Annotated in this window: 14 protein-coding genes and 1 tRNA gene; 3 read left to right on the top strand and 12 right to left on the bottom strand. The window is 65.9% G+C overall.

Going from position 1 to position 13,962, the window contains the following annotated elements; all coding sequences use genetic code 11:
* Positions 1-31 precede the first annotated feature (31 nt).
* Together hfq and hflX are read left to right on the top strand one after the other, a co-directional pair.
* Positions 32-613 (top strand): RNA chaperone Hfq, encoded by a 582-nt coding sequence (gene hfq, locus OXQ95_RS04680; protein WP_267380660.1) that lies wholly within the window; start codon positions 32-34, stop codon positions 611-613.
* Positions 610-1,902, top strand: coding sequence for a GTPase HflX (gene hflX, locus OXQ95_RS04675; RefSeq protein WP_267380224.1), 1,293 nt, complete (start codon positions 610-612; stop codon positions 1,900-1,902). Before hfq ends, hflX begins: the two co-directional genes overlap by 4 nt.
* Here the strand turns inward: hflX and mazG are convergent.
* The 7 genes from mazG to OXQ95_RS04640 all read right to left on the bottom strand — a co-directional run bounded on the left by mazG (position 1,883) and on the right by OXQ95_RS04640 (position 9,030).
* A complete protein-coding gene (gene mazG / locus OXQ95_RS04670) occupies positions 1,883-2,617 on the bottom strand; it encodes a nucleoside triphosphate pyrophosphohydrolase (RefSeq protein WP_267380223.1) in 735 nt (244 codons plus the stop codon). The two genes, hflX and mazG, sit on opposite strands and share 20 nt — an antisense overlap.
* Before the next feature lie 45 nt (positions 2,618-2,662).
* A complete protein-coding gene (locus tag OXQ95_RS04665; RefSeq protein WP_267380222.1) occupies positions 2,663-3,433 on the bottom strand; it encodes an MBL fold metallo-hydrolase in 771 nt (256 codons plus the stop codon).
* The gene (locus OXQ95_RS04660) at positions 3,430-4,206 is read right to left on the bottom strand and encodes a TatD family hydrolase (RefSeq protein WP_267380221.1); all 777 of its coding nucleotides are present in this window, start codon (positions 4,204-4,206) and stop codon (positions 3,430-3,432) included. Before OXQ95_RS04660 ends, OXQ95_RS04665 begins: the two co-directional genes overlap by 4 nt.
* Entirely contained in the window at positions 4,206-5,750 is a 1,545-nt protein-coding gene (metG, locus tag OXQ95_RS04655) for a methionine--tRNA ligase (RefSeq protein WP_267380220.1), read from the bottom strand. The genes OXQ95_RS04660 and metG overlap by 1 nt, the downstream gene beginning before the upstream one ends.
* A gap of 9 nt (positions 5,751-5,759) precedes the next feature.
* Positions 5,760-6,725, bottom strand: coding sequence for a DNA polymerase III subunit delta' (locus tag OXQ95_RS04650; protein WP_267380219.1), 966 nt, complete (start codon positions 6,723-6,725; stop codon positions 5,760-5,762).
* A 4-nt stretch (positions 6,726-6,729) separates the two neighbouring features.
* The gene (locus OXQ95_RS04645) at positions 6,730-7,893 is read right to left on the bottom strand and encodes a D-alanyl-D-alanine carboxypeptidase family protein (protein WP_242095688.1); all 1,164 of its coding nucleotides are present in this window, start codon (positions 7,891-7,893) and stop codon (positions 6,730-6,732) included.
* 90 nt (positions 7,894-7,983) lie between these two features.
* The gene (locus tag OXQ95_RS04640) at positions 7,984-9,030 is read right to left on the bottom strand and encodes a lytic murein transglycosylase (protein WP_267380218.1); all 1,047 of its coding nucleotides are present in this window, start codon (positions 9,028-9,030) and stop codon (positions 7,984-7,986) included.
* A 103-nt stretch (positions 9,031-9,133) separates the two neighbouring features.
* Here OXQ95_RS04640 and OXQ95_RS04635 point away from each other — a divergent pair.
* Positions 9,134-9,220, top strand: a tRNA-Ser gene (locus tag OXQ95_RS04635).
* A gap of 9 nt (positions 9,221-9,229) precedes the next feature.
* Here the strand turns inward: OXQ95_RS04635 and OXQ95_RS04630 are convergent.
* From OXQ95_RS04630 to bamA, 5 genes are all read right to left on the bottom strand, one after another.
* Complete coding sequence (locus OXQ95_RS04630) at positions 9,230-9,553, bottom strand: PilZ domain-containing protein (RefSeq protein ID WP_267380217.1); 324 nt, start codon at positions 9,551-9,553, stop codon at positions 9,230-9,232.
* Between the two features lie 72 nt (positions 9,554-9,625).
* Positions 9,626-9,856, bottom strand: a complete 231-nt coding sequence (gene rpmE / locus OXQ95_RS04625; protein WP_242095692.1) for a 50S ribosomal protein L31 — start codon at positions 9,854-9,856, stop codon at positions 9,626-9,628.
* Between the two features lie 97 nt (positions 9,857-9,953).
* Positions 9,954-10,436, bottom strand: coding sequence for a 3-hydroxyacyl-ACP dehydratase FabZ (fabZ, locus tag OXQ95_RS04620; RefSeq protein WP_267380216.1), 483 nt, complete (start codon positions 10,434-10,436; stop codon positions 9,954-9,956).
* Positions 10,433-11,092 carry an OmpH family outer membrane protein gene (locus OXQ95_RS04615; RefSeq protein WP_242095693.1) on the bottom strand — a complete coding sequence of 220 codons (660 nt, stop codon included), beginning with the start codon at positions 11,090-11,092 and terminating at the stop codon, positions 10,433-10,435. The genes fabZ and OXQ95_RS04615 overlap by 4 nt, the downstream gene beginning before the upstream one ends.
* Positions 11,092-13,896 carry an outer membrane protein assembly factor BamA gene (bamA, locus tag OXQ95_RS04610; RefSeq protein ID WP_267380214.1) on the bottom strand — a complete coding sequence of 935 codons (2,805 nt, stop codon included), beginning with the start codon at positions 13,894-13,896 and terminating at the stop codon, positions 11,092-11,094. The genes OXQ95_RS04615 and bamA overlap by 1 nt, the downstream gene beginning before the upstream one ends.
* Positions 13,897-13,962: the final 66 nt, after the last annotated feature.

Here is a 13,962-nt window from a genome sequence, read left to right as displayed (position 1 = left end):
CGGGGTGGACGAAGCGCCTCGCCGACCATAAATACCGCGCGTCGCCCGTAACGGGCGCAACTCCGACGCCGAGGAACGGCGCTATCGCGGGAAACATCCCGCCAAGAACAAAGGGCTAAGCATGGCCGAGAAACCGGGATCGCTTCAGGATCAATTCCTCAACGCGCTCCGCCGATCCAAGAGCCCCGTCACGATGTTCCTCGTGAAGGGCGTGAAGCTCCAGGGGATCGTGACCTGGTTCGATAATTTTTCCGTGCTGCTGCGCCGCGACGGGCAGTCGCAACTCATCTACAAGCACGCCATCTCCACCATCATGCCGTCCGGCGCGATGGATATCGCCGCCATCGTCGAGAGCGCTGCGGAGGGGCAGAAGAAGAACCCGCTGCTTCAGGAAATCTTCCTGAACGCGGTGCGAAAGTCCGATGCGAGCGTGACGATGTTCCTCGTCAACGGCGTGATGCTCCAGGGCTATATCGCGGGCTTCGACCTGTTCTGTATGCTGTTGCAGCGCGAGGGGCTCGCGCAGCTCGTCTACAAGCATGCGGTTTCGACCATCCAGCCTTCGCAGCCGTTGAACCTGGCCGAAGAAGCGACCGGTTCGGACGAGGATTGAGTACGGGTTTCGAACGCGATCGGGACGAGTTTGCGCGGGGTACGCGCGCCATCGTCGTGTTGCCCGATCAGGGCGATCCACTGCGCGACGCGGGCGCACGGCTTGAGGAAACCGCGGGGCTGGCGGCCGCGATCGGGGTCGAGGTCACCGAAAAGATCGCCTATCGCGTCCGTGCGCCGCGTGCGGCGACGCTGATCGGCAGCGGTCAGGCCGACCTGCTCGCCGTCGAGGTCCAGCAGGAAGAAGCGGGGCTCGTCGTCTTCGATGCCAGCCTGTCGCCGATCCAGCAGCGCAATCTCGAGACCATCCTGAAGACCAAGGTGATCGACCGAACCGGGTTGATCCTCGAAATCTTCGGCGAACGCGCGGCCACGGCCGAGGGGCGACTGCAGGTCGAGCTGGCGCATCTGGATTATCAGGCGGGGCGGCTGGTGCGCAGCTGGACCCATCTCGAGCGCCAGCGCGGCGGCTTCGGCTTCCTCGGCGGCCCCGGTGAGACCCAGATCGAGGCCGATCGTCGCCTGATCCGAGATCGCATGGCCAAATTGCGCCGCGAACTCGATCAGGTGAGCCGCACGCGCGGCCTTCATCGCGACCGGCGCCAGCGCGCGCCCTGGCCGGTGATCGCGCTCGTGGGCTATACCAATGCCGGAAAGTCGACGCTGTTCAACCGGCTGACGGGCGCCGACGTCATGGCCGAAAACCTGCTGTTCGCCACGCTCGACCCGACGCTGCGCCAGATCCATTTGCCGGGGATCGACAAGGCGATCCTGTCCGACACGGTGGGCTTCGTATCCGACCTGCCGACCCAACTCGTCGCCGCGTTCAAGGCGACGCTCGAAGAGGTGGTGTCGGCCGACCTGCTGATCCATGTCCGCGACATCGCGCATCCCGACACGGAGGCGCAGCGGGCCGATGTCGAGACGGTGCTGACCGAACTCGGTGTCGACGAACAGACGCCGCGCTTCGAAGTGTGGAACAAGCTCGACCTGCTGCCGCCCGAGGAGCATCAGGCCGCGGTCGCCAAGGCCGACCGCGATCCCGATCTCATCGCGATCTCGGCGTTGAGCGGGGAAGGGGTGCCCGCGCTGATCGAGCGCGTCGCGGCCAAGCTGACGGGTGCGCACCGACGTTACACGATCGAACTCGACGCTGGCGACGGTGCCGCGGCGGCGTGGCTGCACGCGCATGGCAAGGTGATCGATCAGAGCGCCGATGACCTGAAGGCGACGTACACCGTGCGGATGTCGGACGCCGATTTCGATCGCTTCAGCCGCCGCGGCGCTTGACGGCCTGCCAGAGTGCTTCCTTCGCATCGAGGTCGAGCGCGGCGAAATCCTTGCCGCCATCGGCCTCGATCGCGCGGAAGCGGCGCTCGAACTTCGCGTTGCCCGCGCGCAGTGCCGCTTCGGGATCGATGCCGCGATGCCGCGCCCAGTTCACGACCGCGAAGAGCAGATCGCCGAACTCTTCCTCGATCGTTTCCGCCGGTGCTTCGTCGATCTCGGCGATTTCCTCGATCACCTTGCCGCGCGGGCCGTCGGCTTCGGGCCAATCGAAACCGACCCGTGCGGCACGCTTTTGCAACTTTTCGGCGCGAGACAAGGCAGGCAGGCCGATCGCCACGCCCGCCAGCGCGCTGGCATCGGCCTTACCGGCCCGTTCGGTGGCTTTGATCGTCTCCCAACCGGGCGATGTGGTCGCGCCGCCGAAGATATGCGGGTGGCGGCGCTCCATCTTGTCGCTGATCGCAGCGGCGACGTCGGCGAGGGAAAACAGCTCGGCTTCTTCGGCGATGCGACTGTGGAACACCACCTGGAGCAGGAGGTCGCCGAGTTCGTCCTTCAGATCGGCGGCATCGTCACGCGCGATCGCATCCGCGACTTCATAGGCTTCCTCGATCGTGTAAGGCGCGATCGTCGCCCAGGTCTGCACGCGATCCCATTCGCAACCATTCAGGGGGTCACGCAGACGCGACATGATATCCACGAGCCGCTCGATCATGTCGCATCTCCAAAACCGATAATATACATTATGTAAGTTACGGGTCTATCGATCGAGGTCGAACGTCAGTCCGTCATAGCCCGGTTCGATCCCCCCCGGCAGTTCCACCGCCAGCGTCGCATTATCCATCGTCTGATCCATATGGATCAGCGCGGTTCGATCCGGGCGCAGCCGCTCGACCCATTCGAGCACCGTTTTGAGGTTCGCATGCGTCGGATGGGGCCGGCGGCGGAGCGCATCGGCGATCCAGACGTCAAGCCCTTCATACAGCGTCGCCATCTCGGGCGTCACGTGGCTGAAATCGGTCGCATATCCGACGGCCGCGCCACCGGCCTCGAAGCGCAATCCTGCCGAGCGGATATTGCCATGTGGCTGATCCACCACACGCACCGTGATCCCGCCGATCGTCAGCATGTCCGGCAAGATCGCCGCCGCGATCGTCGGCGGATAGCCCGCGCGCCCGGCAAACGCATAGGCGAAGCGTGCCGTGATCGCATCCAGCACCTCGGCCCGCGCATAGCCGCGCACCGGATGGCCCATCGCGTGATAGACCTGCCGCAGATCATCGATGCCATGGCAGTGATCGGCGTGATCGTGTGTCCAGATCACCGCGTCGATCCGCGCCACATCGGCCGCCAGCAGCTGCTCGCGCATGTCGGGCCCGGTGTCGACGAGGATCGTCGTGCCGTCATGCTCCACCAGCAGCGACGCCCGCGTCCGGCGATTGCGCGGCTCGGCCGGATCGCATTCACCCCAATCATTGCCGATCCGCGGCACACCGGACGATGTGCCCGAGCCGAGGATGCGGACCTTCATGCGCGCGTCCGGGCGAAGAGCGTGTGGAAATTCTCCGCCGTGCGCGTGGCTAACGTTTCAGCATCTTCCCCCCGCAGCTTTGCGAGGAAGGCCGCGGTATCGGCGACGAAGCCCGGCTCGCCCGGCTTCCCGCGATGCGGCACGGGCGCGAGAAACGGCGCGTCGGTTTCGATCAGCAGCCGGTCGATCGGCAACCGTGCGGCGGTGTCCTGAATATCGCGCGCGTTCTTGAACGTCACGATCCCCGAGATCGAAATGTAGAAGCCCAGCGCCAGGGCGTGATCGGCGAATGCGCCGCTCGCGGTGAAGCAATGGATCACCCCGCCGAAGCGCCCCTTCCCCATTTCCTCGGTCAGGATCGCGGCGGTATCCTCCTCGGCATCGCGGGTGTGCACGACGATCGGCAGCCCCGTCTCGCGGGCGGCCGCGATGTGCGCGCGAAAGCTCGCCTGCTGGCGTACGCGGTCGGACCGTTCGTAATGATAGTCGAGGCCCGTTTCGCCCAGCCCCACCACGCGGGGCTGCCGTGCGCGTTCGATCAACCGTGCGACGCCCACATCCGGGTGCGCGTCGGCCTCATTGGGATGGATGCCGATCGTCGCCCAGACGTCCGGCTCGCGCATGGCAGTGGCGAGCACCGCATCCCATTCGCTCTCCCGGGTGGCGATGTTGAGCATGGCGGTCACGCCGCGCGCGCGCGCGCGTTCGAGCACCGCCTGCTGCTGTTCGAAGACACCCTCGTAATTGAGGTGGCAGTGGCTGTCGGCGAGCATCAGCCGGCCTCCACCGGAAGTTCGAGCCGGGGGAAGATCGGGCTCGGCGGGGCGATCCGGTGGGTCGCGGCCACCCGATCGTACCAGCGGTCATCGTCGATCGCGGCATGGTCGCGCTGGTCGGCGCCGATCTGATCGAGCATCCGCGCGGCCGATCCGGGTACCACCGGCAGGATCGCGATCGCGAGCATGCGGATCGCCCGGATCAGCGTGCCGAGCACGGCGTGCATCCGCTCGGGATCGGTCTTGCGCAACGCCCAGGGCGCCTGCGCATCGATATATTGGTTGCAGGCGAACACGCCGCGCATCCAGGCCTCGATGCCTTGCGCGAGCGCGAGATCCTCGAACGCGGATTGGAGCGCCGCACATGCCACGACGACCTCCTCGATCAGCATCGCATCGGCCGGATCGCTGCGCCCCGGCGCGGGGAACGCGCCGTCCAGATTCTTGGCGACGAACGACAGCGTTCGCTGCGCCAGATTACCGAAGCTGTTGGCCAGCTCGGCATTCACGCGCGTGACGATCGCCTCGGCCGAATAGGATCCGTCCTGCCCGAAGCTCACATCGCGCAGCAGGAAGTATCGCAGCGCATCGACGCCGAATGCCTCGGCCAGCTCGCCGGGAGCCACCACATTGCCGAGCGACTTCGACATCTTCTCGCCGCGATGAAGCAGGAAACCATGGCCGAAGACCTGCTTGGGCAAGGCGATGCCGGCCGACATCAGAAATGCCGGCCAATAGACGGCATGGAAGCGCACGATGTCCTTGCCGATCAGATGGAGGTCGGCGGGCCAATAGCGCCATTCCGCAGCCGCATCGGGATAGCCCAGCCCGGACAGATAATTGGTGAGCGCATCGACCCACACATACATCACATGGCCGTCGGCACCGGGAACCGGCACGCCCCAGTCGAAGCTGGTGCGCGAGATGGACAGATCGGACAGGCCCCCTTCCACGAAGCGGATCACCTCGTTGCGGCGGCTCTCCGGCCGGATGAAATCGGGGTTCGCGGCGAAATGGTCGAGCAGCGGCTGTTGATAGGCGGAGAGGCGGAAGAACCAGCTTTCTTCCTTCGTCCATTCGACCGGCGTGCCCTGTGGCGACAGGCGCGCGTCCCCCTCGCCGATCAGCTCCTTTTCGTCGTAGAACGCCTCGTCGCGCACCGAATACCAGCCTTCGTAGCGGCTGGGATAAAGATCGCCCTTCTCCGCCATCGCGCTCCAAAGCGCTTGGCTCGCGCGGTGATGGCCGGGCTCGGTGGTGCGCAGGAACCGGTCATAGGAGATATCCAGCGCGTCGCACATCGCCTTGAAATGCGAAGACATTTCGTCCGCCAAAGCACGGACTTCCACGCCCGCGCCCCGCGCGGCCTGAACCATCTTGAGGCCGTGTTCGTCGGTGCCGGTCTGGAAGCGGACGTCGCGCCCGGCCTGGCGCTGGAAGCGGGCGATGGCATCGGCGGCGATCGCCTCATAGGCGTGGCCAATATGCGGGCGGCCGTTGGGATAGCTGATCGCGGTGGTGATGTAATAGGGTTCGGCCATGCCGATGCCCTAACCAATCGGATCCTTCAGGTGAAGCCCGGCGACGATGCCGCCGATTTCGAATATGGTGGCTTGCGGATCGAGCGACAGCCCGATCGCGGCGCCGGCGATCTCGCGCACCTTGGCATGCGCGGCGATGGCATCGGCGAGCGCGGGCCCGGTGCGCTGCCTTGCGGTTCGGGCGATGAAGCTCGGAACGCGTTCGAGGAAGGCGGCATAACGTGGCGCGGCCGCTTTCCCGGCCAGCGCCTTGGCCAGCGCCGCCCGGCGCGCGTTGTTCGGATCTCCCTCCGCGAGACCGGCGATCGCGGCGTCCAGGCCGGCGATATCCAGCCCAGCATAGCGCAGCGCCTTGCCCGGCGCGCCGTCCGCCGCCCGCACCAGCGCCTCCACCTCGGCGTCCTCCGCCTCGGGGCGGAGCTCACGAATCGCCGCGGCGACATCCTCGTCCGACAGCCGTTCGAAGCGGAGCAGCCGGCAGCGCGAGCGGATCGTCGGCAACAAGCGACCGGGCGCATGGCTGACGAGCAGGAAGATCGTTCCGGCGGGCGGCTCCTCCAGATTCTTGAGCAGCGCGTTGGCACCGCCGCGTTCGAGATCGTCGATCGAATCGATCAACACCACACGCCGCGAACTCATCGATGGTGCGGTCGCGAACAGCGGCTGCAACGTGCGCACCTGCGCGATCGTGACGCTCCGCGCGAGATCCTGATCCGGCTTTTCCGCATCTTTGGGAAGCCGGGAAAGGACGCGGAAATCGGGGTGCGATCCTGCATCGACCAAGGCGCGGGTACGCGGCATCGGCGCCCCCTCGCCCGCCGCCTCGCCGAGCATCCGGATCGCCGCCTCGCGCGCGTATCGCGCCTTGCCGACGCCCTCGGAGCCGGCGAACAACCATGCGTGATGGAGCGTTCCGCCCCGTGACGCCGCCGCAAAGGCCGCGTGCGCCGGGGCATTGCCGTAGATCGGCGTCACGGCGTCACAGGAACGACTTCAGCCCCGCCCACGCACGGCCGAAGAACCCGGCGGCCGCGACATCCTTGTCGGCGACGAGCGGCAGCCGCTGTTCGGGCACGTCTGGCGACGACACGACCAGATCCGCGATGTGCTGCCCGGCCTTGATCGGCGCCTTGATCGGACCTTCGTACACGACCTTGGCCTGCATCACCGGCACCGCGCCGGCGGGCAGCGTGACCGTCAAGGCGTTCGCCGCAACGAGCCCCACCGTGGCGGAGTCGCCGAGTTGAACCTCGGCGGTTTCGACCTTTCGGCCCTTGGCGACCAGCGGCTTGGCCTGCCAGGCGCGGAACCCCCACTCCATGAAGCGAACCGACTCCTCGATTCGCTGGTTGAAGCTCGACAGCCCGGCCATCACCATCACGAGGCGGCGACCGTTTTGCTGGGCGGAGCCGGTGAAGCCATAGCCCGCTTCGTCGGTATGCCCGGTCTTCAGGCCGTCGGCCCCGGCGACGCGGCCGAGCAGCGGATCACGATTGGCCTGCGTGATGTCCGTGCCGGCGCCGAGCGTCTTGCCCCAAGTGAAATTGGGAAGGGAGTAGAACTTCTTGTAGAGGTCGGGAAAGTTCGTGATCGTCGCGGATGCCAGCTTGGCGAGGTCGCGCGCCGTCACATAGGTCACGCCATTGTCGGGCCAGCCATTGGCGGTGCCGAAATGGCTGTTCGTCAGACCGAGCTGCTTCGCGCTGTCGTTCATGCGGCTGACAAAACCTTCCTCGGTGCCCGAAATCCCCTCGGCGAGCACGACGCAGGCGTCGTTGCCCGACAGCGTGACGATGCCCTTCAGAAGATTCTCGACGCTGACATTCTCGCCGGTCGCCAGGAACATCGTCGATCCGGCTTTGGGCCCATGCCACTTCGCCCATGTCTCCGGGCGGACCGGGAAAGTCTGGTCGAGCTTCAGTTCGCCTTTGCGGATCATGTCGAACGCGACATAGACCGTCATCATCTTGGCCATCGAGGCGGGCGGCATGCGCTTGTCCGCATCGCGGCTGTAGAGCACCGCGCCCGACGACAGGTCCTGCAGATAGGCGATCGGCGCCGGCGTCTGAAACTGCGGTGCCGCCGCCATCGTGGGCACGGCCAGCAACGCGGCGATAACGGGGGCGGCGATCAGCTTGTTCATGGGGTCGGGTCCGTGGCGTTTGGAGAAGCGATGGGATTGGCGGCGAATGGCCAAGGCCGCCATAACCTTCGAAGAACCCGCCGTCACGCGTTAGCGCGCGACGGCGTCGGCGAGCAGCCCCACCGACAGCGCGTAGAAATTCGAGCAGTTGTAATCGAGGATCACGCGGTAGTTGCTGGTGAGCAGATAGGCCGTGGCACCCGGGCCATCGGGCTCGAATAGGGTCGCCATCACATGGTCGCCGGGCCAGATACCCGATTGAGGCGCGATCCCGAGCGCCCGCCATTCGGCCATCGTCCGCCAGCCGCTGGCGCGCGCGAACACGCGTGGGCAGCGCGGCGAGACCAGCCGATTGGCGACCTGAGACCGATCGAACCCGCCCGGCACCGTCACGGCGATGCCCCAGGGCTGCCCCGTGCGCCAACCGGCATCGACGAAGTAATTGCCGATCGATGCCAGCGTGTCCGCCTCGCTGTTCCAGATGTCGACCCGGCCATCGCCATCGCCGTCGCGGCCGACGCGCAAATACACCGAAGGCAGGAACTGCGGATTGCCGGTCGCACCCGCCCAACTGCCCTTCAGCCGTTCGCGCGGTACGCCGCGATCGATCATCTTGAGCGCGGCGATGAACTCGCCGGCGAACAAAGGCCGGCGCCGTCCGTCATAGGCCAGGCTGGCGAGCGACCGGAGGAGGTCGAAATTGCCCGTATAGGCGCCGTAGTTCGTCTCATGCCCCCAGATCGCGACCATGATCGATTCGGGAACGCCCGTCTCGCGCTCGATCGTCTGGAGCCGCCATCGCTGCGCGCGATAGACGCTCTGGCCGCGCGCGATGCGGGCAGCGTCGACATGCTGCGTCCGATAGGGCGCGAACATCGATACCGGGCCGTTCACGTCGCTACCCGGTTGCTGGCGATCGAGATCGACCACCCGCTGGTTGAGCGTCAGCGTCGGAAACACGGCATCGGCGGTCTGGCGCGACACGCCTTGCGCAAGCGCCTGGGTGCGGAGCACCGAGAGATAATCCTGGAAGCCGTTGTCCTGGCTGGTAGCCGGTTCCTGTGCGCAGGCCGGCCCCGCCAGCATCAGCGCCAAGGCCGTGCCGAATGCCCGCAACGCCATATCGATCCGTTTCATCCCACCCATGCGAACGAGAGTGGCACAGTGGCACGGATGCCGGAACCCCGCATCGTCGCAGCGCTTGCACAGACCGGCGCGAGGCGCCTATCGGAGCAGCCGAGGAACGGTGGCCGAGTGGTTTAAGGCAGCGGTCTTGAAAACCGCCGTGGGTGCAAGCCCACCGTGGGTTCGAATCCCACCCGTTCCGCCGATCGGATCACGATACCGGGTGCCTCTCGGTCAGCGTTTCGAACGCGGCGAGATCCAGCGGCGCGCGGAACTGGCAGCCGGCGTTGAAGTCGTCGGCCCACATCACGTCGGCCGCCACCGCACCGATCAAGGGCAAGGTCAGCCAGATCATCGCGCCGCGCTTGAGAGCCGAATAGGTCTGGATCCGCGCGCCATGGATCGACACGTCGATGACCTTGCACAGCGTGCGCTCAAGACCGTCGCCGCCCACCTTGGCCTCCAGCGCGACCGGGGCGCGGGCGGAGCGGCGGCGGCCTTGATCCTGGACTGGCTGGAATTCGGCGGCGAACATCGCGTCCTCTCATGTGACAGGAGAGACGTGTACGTCCGCCACCCTAACGCGCCGTTAACGACGCGCGGTCGGTCACTTGCGGAGCGTGAGACCGCCACCGAAGCGCTTGTTGAAGCGCGCGACCTGGCCACCGGCATCGAGCATCGTACCGCGACCACCGGTCCAGGCCGGATGCGCCAGCGGATCGATGTCGAGCTGCATCGTGTCGCCCTCCTTGCCCCAGGTCGAGCGCGTCTCGAACACGGTGCCGTCGGTCATCTGGACCTTGATCATGTGGTAGTCGGGATGGGTATCGGTCTTCATGGGGAACGCTCCGGCTATGGCTGGTTCCGACCAGCCTGAAAGGAGGCGCGCCCTTAGCCGAGCGCGGCGCCTTAGTCAAAGTTGGCGAAGTTGGCGCCTAGGCGCTGGCCGGCGGATCGGCGATCATGGCGGTGAAGTTCGCTTCCGCAACCACTTGGCCCGCGATCTTCGCAACGCCGGCGAACTTGCAGACCGTGGCGCGCTTTTGCACGAACGCCACCTCGAGCGAGAGCAGCACGCCCGGTTCGACCGGCTTGCGGAACTTCGCGCCATCGATCGCCATGAAATAGACGAGCTTGCCCGAGCCGGCGAGCCCGAGTGATTCCACCGCCAGGATCCCCGCGGCTTGCGCCATCGCCTCGACGATCAGCACGCCGGGCATGATCGGCCGCCCCGGGAAATGGCCCTGGAAGAAGCCCTCGTTGATCGTCACCGCCTTGATCGCGACGATCGACCGATCGGGGACGAGCGTCTCGACCCGATCGACCAGCAGCATCGGATAACGGTGCGGCAGCGCCGCCATCACCCGCCCGATATCGAGCGGACCGATGGCGGCGCGGCCCTCGGCGGCTTCGCTCACCGGCCCGTCGCGCGGCCTGCGGGGGTGGCGCGCGCCGCCGGCGCCGTGGCGGCGGGCGCCGCACCGGCGGCACCGTTCTGGCCGGGCTGCCAGCCGGCCGGCGGCGTGATGCCGACGCTCGGCACGACGCGGTCGAGCTCGGCGGTGATCGCCGGGGTCACGTCTGCCGCCGGCTGGGCGAACGAGGCGGCTTCCGGACGGAGCAGCAGGCTGACGTTCTTGGCGCGCACAGCGGCCTGAACGGCCTCGTTCATATGGCCCGAGATCTGCTCGATGGCATAGGCCTGCGCACGCTGGACCGGCGCGGTGATGCGGTTCAGTTCCTGCTGGGCCGACGCCTCGCGCGCCTGGATCGCCTGATATTGCGGCTGGAGCGACGCCTGGGTCGCGCCCGGCGCGGCCTGCGCGGCCTGGAACTTGGTCACCATCGGCTGAAGCTCGGCCTGCAGTGCGGCGCGGCGTGCATTCGACTGATCGATCTGCGCCTTGTAGGTCGTCTCGATCTGGGTGCGCGCGGCGGCCCAGGCCTTGGTGTTGGCAACGGCGGCCTGGAAATCGGCAACGCCGACGCCGTTGACCTGCGCGCTCGCCTGGCTGGCGACGACGAGGCCGGGCGTAGCGAGAGCGGCGGCGAGAAGAAGCGTCTTGATGGTCATCAGAACTGTGTCCCTACGTTGAAGGTAATGAGCTTGGGATCGTCGCCCGGCTGGGTGAGGATCGCCTTGGCGAGATCAATGCGCAGCGGGCCGAACGGCGAGTTCCAGTTGACGCCGATGCCGATCGAGATGCGCGGCGTGGCGTTGCTGCCGTAATAGCGTTCGTACACCGGCGTCGTGGTGGTCGTATATGGGGTGTTGGCCATCGTCCCGACGCAGGTGCCGCCATAGGTCGAGGACGATCCCACCGCGCAGGTCGTGTAGACGATCGTCCCGCTGGTCGTGCCGTTGGTGAGCGGATCGGAATTGGTATAGACCTGTTGCCCGTTCGACGTGACGTTGCGCGTGAGCGGCAGCAGCGAGGGCGACCCGTCCTTGTTGTACGCCAGGCTGCCATCGGGATTGAGTGCCTGCGGGAACGTGCCGTTCACTGCGGGCGTCCGCAGACCCCAGAGCGAGCCGGCCTGCACGTAGATCGACGGCCGCAACCCGAGTTCGCGCGCGCCCGAGCCGAGCGGCAGTTCGAGTTCGATCCGGCCGAGATAATATTTGTTGCCGCCCAGCGCGTCGTCGACGCGACTGTCTTTCGACGTGGTCAGAAGCTGATCGCCCGTCGCCACCGATCCGGTATATTGTACGCGCTGCACGCGCGGTCCGACGCCGCGGATGTCGAAGCCGCGGAACTGCGGCTCGCCGAGATAGAAACGATCGGTGATCCGCGCATCGGGGCCATCGAACGAGTGGATATAGCCCGCCTCGCCCACCGCCGACAGAATGAAGCCGCTGCCGATATTCTTGTACTTGGACGCCTCGATCCGGGTGCGCGCATAATGCACGTCGCCGCCGAGCCCCGCGAGATCCTCGCTGATCGAGAAGCGCTTGCCCGCGGTCGGGCGCAGGCGGCTGTTGAGGCTGTCGTAGATCAACGACGCGCCGACCGACGAGGTGATGCGGTTGCCGAGCGCTTCGCAGAGATAGCGGCCTGCGATCGCCGGATCGCAGACGCCATTGGTGTAATAGGTGTCCTTGTCGAGGCTGACCTGATCGTAGGACAGGCCATAGCGGCCCGCGAGCGACCAATATTCGGTGAGCGGCAGGCCGGCGCGAAGCTGGAAGCCCGTCGACACCTGGCTATAGGTCGTCTGGCGCGTGTCGCCGGCATAGTTGAACGAGTTATAGTCCCGGCGGAAGATGTCGCCGCCGACCGCGATGTTTTTGTCGAACAGATAGGGCTCGGTGAAGCCCAGCTCGATCGACTTTGAATAGCTCGAATAGTTGACGCCGGCGCGCAGCTCCTCGCCCTTGCCGCGGAAATTGCGCTGGGTGATGTTCGCCTGGATGATGAAACGCTCCAGGCTCGAATAGCCCGCCGAAAGCTGCAGCTCGCCCGTCGACTTCTCCTCGACATTCGCCTCGAGTTGAACGCGGTCGGGCGACGAGCCCGGGTTCTGCTTGATCTCAAACTTGTCTTGGAAATAGCCGAGCGAGTTGATCCGGTCCTGCGAGCGCTTCACCTGAAAGCTGTTGAACGCATCGCCCTCCGCCAGACGGATCTCGCGGCGGATCACCTTGTCCTGCGTCTGCGTGTTGCCGTTGATGACGATGCGCTCGATATACGAACGCTGCGCCTGCGCGATGTGGAAGTTGATCCCCATCGTCAGCGTGTCCTTGTCACGCTGGAACTCGGGATTGGTATCGGTGAAGGCATAGCCGAACAAGCCGGTCGCCTGGTTCAGCTGATCGACCGAATCCTCGACTTGCTTGGCGTTGTACCAGTCGCCCTTCTTCATCGGCAGCGAGGCGGCGAGCTTCTTGTTGTCGAAATCGCGGATGTCGCTGTCGACGGTCACGTCGCCGAACTTGTAGCGCGGCCCCTCCTCCAACACGTAAGTGATGATGAAGTCCTTCTTGTCCGGCGTCAGCTCGGCCACCGCGGAGGTCACGCGGAAATCGGCATAGCCTTCGGTCAGGTAGAATTGGCGCAGCTTCTGCTGGTCATAGGCCAGCCGATCCTGATCGTAGGACGTGTTCGAGGACAGGAGGCGGAAGAAGCGCGACTGTTTGGTCGCCATCTGCTGGCGGATCTTGTCGTCGGAAAACACATGGTTGCCGATGATGTTGATCTGCTCGACCTTGGATTTCGGCCCCTCGGTGATCTCGAACACCACGTCGACGCGGTTCTGGTCGAGATTGACCATCTTGGGATCGACCGAGGCAGCGAAACGGCCCTGACGGCGATACAGTTCGATGATGCGCGCGATATCCTGGCGGACGGCGGTGCGCGTGAAGATCTGCCGCGGCGCGAGCTTGATCTCCTTCTTGATCTTGTCTTCCTTGATGCGCTTGTTGCCCTCCAGGATCACCCGGTTGATGATCGGGTTCTCGCGCACCTTCAGGACGATGTCGCCGGTCTCGACGCCGCTGATCGAGTAATCGGCGAACAGTTCGCTCGCCTGCAGGTCCTTCAGCGCCTGATCGAGCGATTCCGCATTGTATTTCGCGCCCACGTGAAGGCGGGTGTAGGACAACACCGTTTCCGGTTCGATGCGCTGCGATCCTTCGACGCGCAACGATTTGATGGTGAGCGCGTTGGGATCGGTGACGGTGATGGCGGGACCCGTAGGTCCGGCCGCCGGCAGCGCGCGAACGGGGCCCGCAGCGGGGCGCCCGGCACTCGGCGGTCCGCCGCGACCACGACCGCCGCCACCGCCGCGCTGGGCCTCGGCGGGGACGGACAGGCCTGCCAGCATGCTTCCCGTGAGAAGCAGGGCAACAGCGCGCACGCCGAAAGAGGAACCGTTCATCGCTGTCACTGAAAACCCACCCAAGATAAGCCGCACCGACCCCTGCGTTCGCCGCCCTGCCCCAAC

It is taken from the genome of Sphingomonas sp. GC_Shp_6 (assembly GCF_026540835.1).
Classification (GTDB): domain Bacteria; phylum Pseudomonadota; class Alphaproteobacteria; order Sphingomonadales; family Sphingomonadaceae; genus Sphingomonas.
This window is presented reverse-complemented; position numbering and strand designations above follow the sequence as displayed.

Bases quoted from the DNA above. Each gene is read 5' to 3' on its own strand.
- OXQ95_RS04630 (WP_267380217.1), bottom strand. From the start codon at position 9,553: ATGTTCGCCGCCGAATTCCAGCCAGTCCAGGATCAAGGCCGCCGCCGC.
- rpmE (WP_242095692.1), bottom strand. From the start codon at position 9,856: ATGAAGACCGATACCCATCCCGACTACCACATGATCAAGGTCCAGATG.
- OXQ95_RS04665 (WP_267380222.1), bottom strand. From the start codon at position 3,433: ATGAAGGTCCGCATCCTCGGCTCGGGCACATCGTCCGGTGTGCCGCGG.
- OXQ95_RS04645 (WP_242095688.1), bottom strand. From the start codon at position 7,893: ATGAACAAGCTGATCGCCGCCCCCGTTATCGCCGCGTTGCTGGCCGTG.
- bamA (WP_267380214.1), bottom strand. From the start codon at position 13,896: ATGAACGGTTCCTCTTTCGGCGTGCGCGCTGTTGCCCTGCTTCTCACG.
- mazG (WP_267380223.1), bottom strand. From the start codon at position 2,617: ATGATCGAGCGGCTCGTGGATATCATGTCGCGTCTGCGTGACCCCCTG.
- metG (WP_267380220.1), bottom strand. From the start codon at position 5,750: ATGGCCGAACCCTATTACATCACCACCGCGATCAGCTATCCCAACGGC.
- OXQ95_RS04640 (WP_267380218.1), bottom strand. From the start codon at position 9,030: ATGAAACGGATCGATATGGCGTTGCGGGCATTCGGCACGGCCTTGGCG.
- OXQ95_RS04615 (WP_242095693.1), bottom strand. From the start codon at position 11,092: ATGACCATCAAGACGCTTCTTCTCGCCGCCGCTCTCGCTACGCCCGGC.
- OXQ95_RS04660 (WP_267380221.1), bottom strand. From the start codon at position 4,206: ATGCTCGCCGACAGCCACTGCCACCTCAATTACGAGGGTGTCTTCGAA.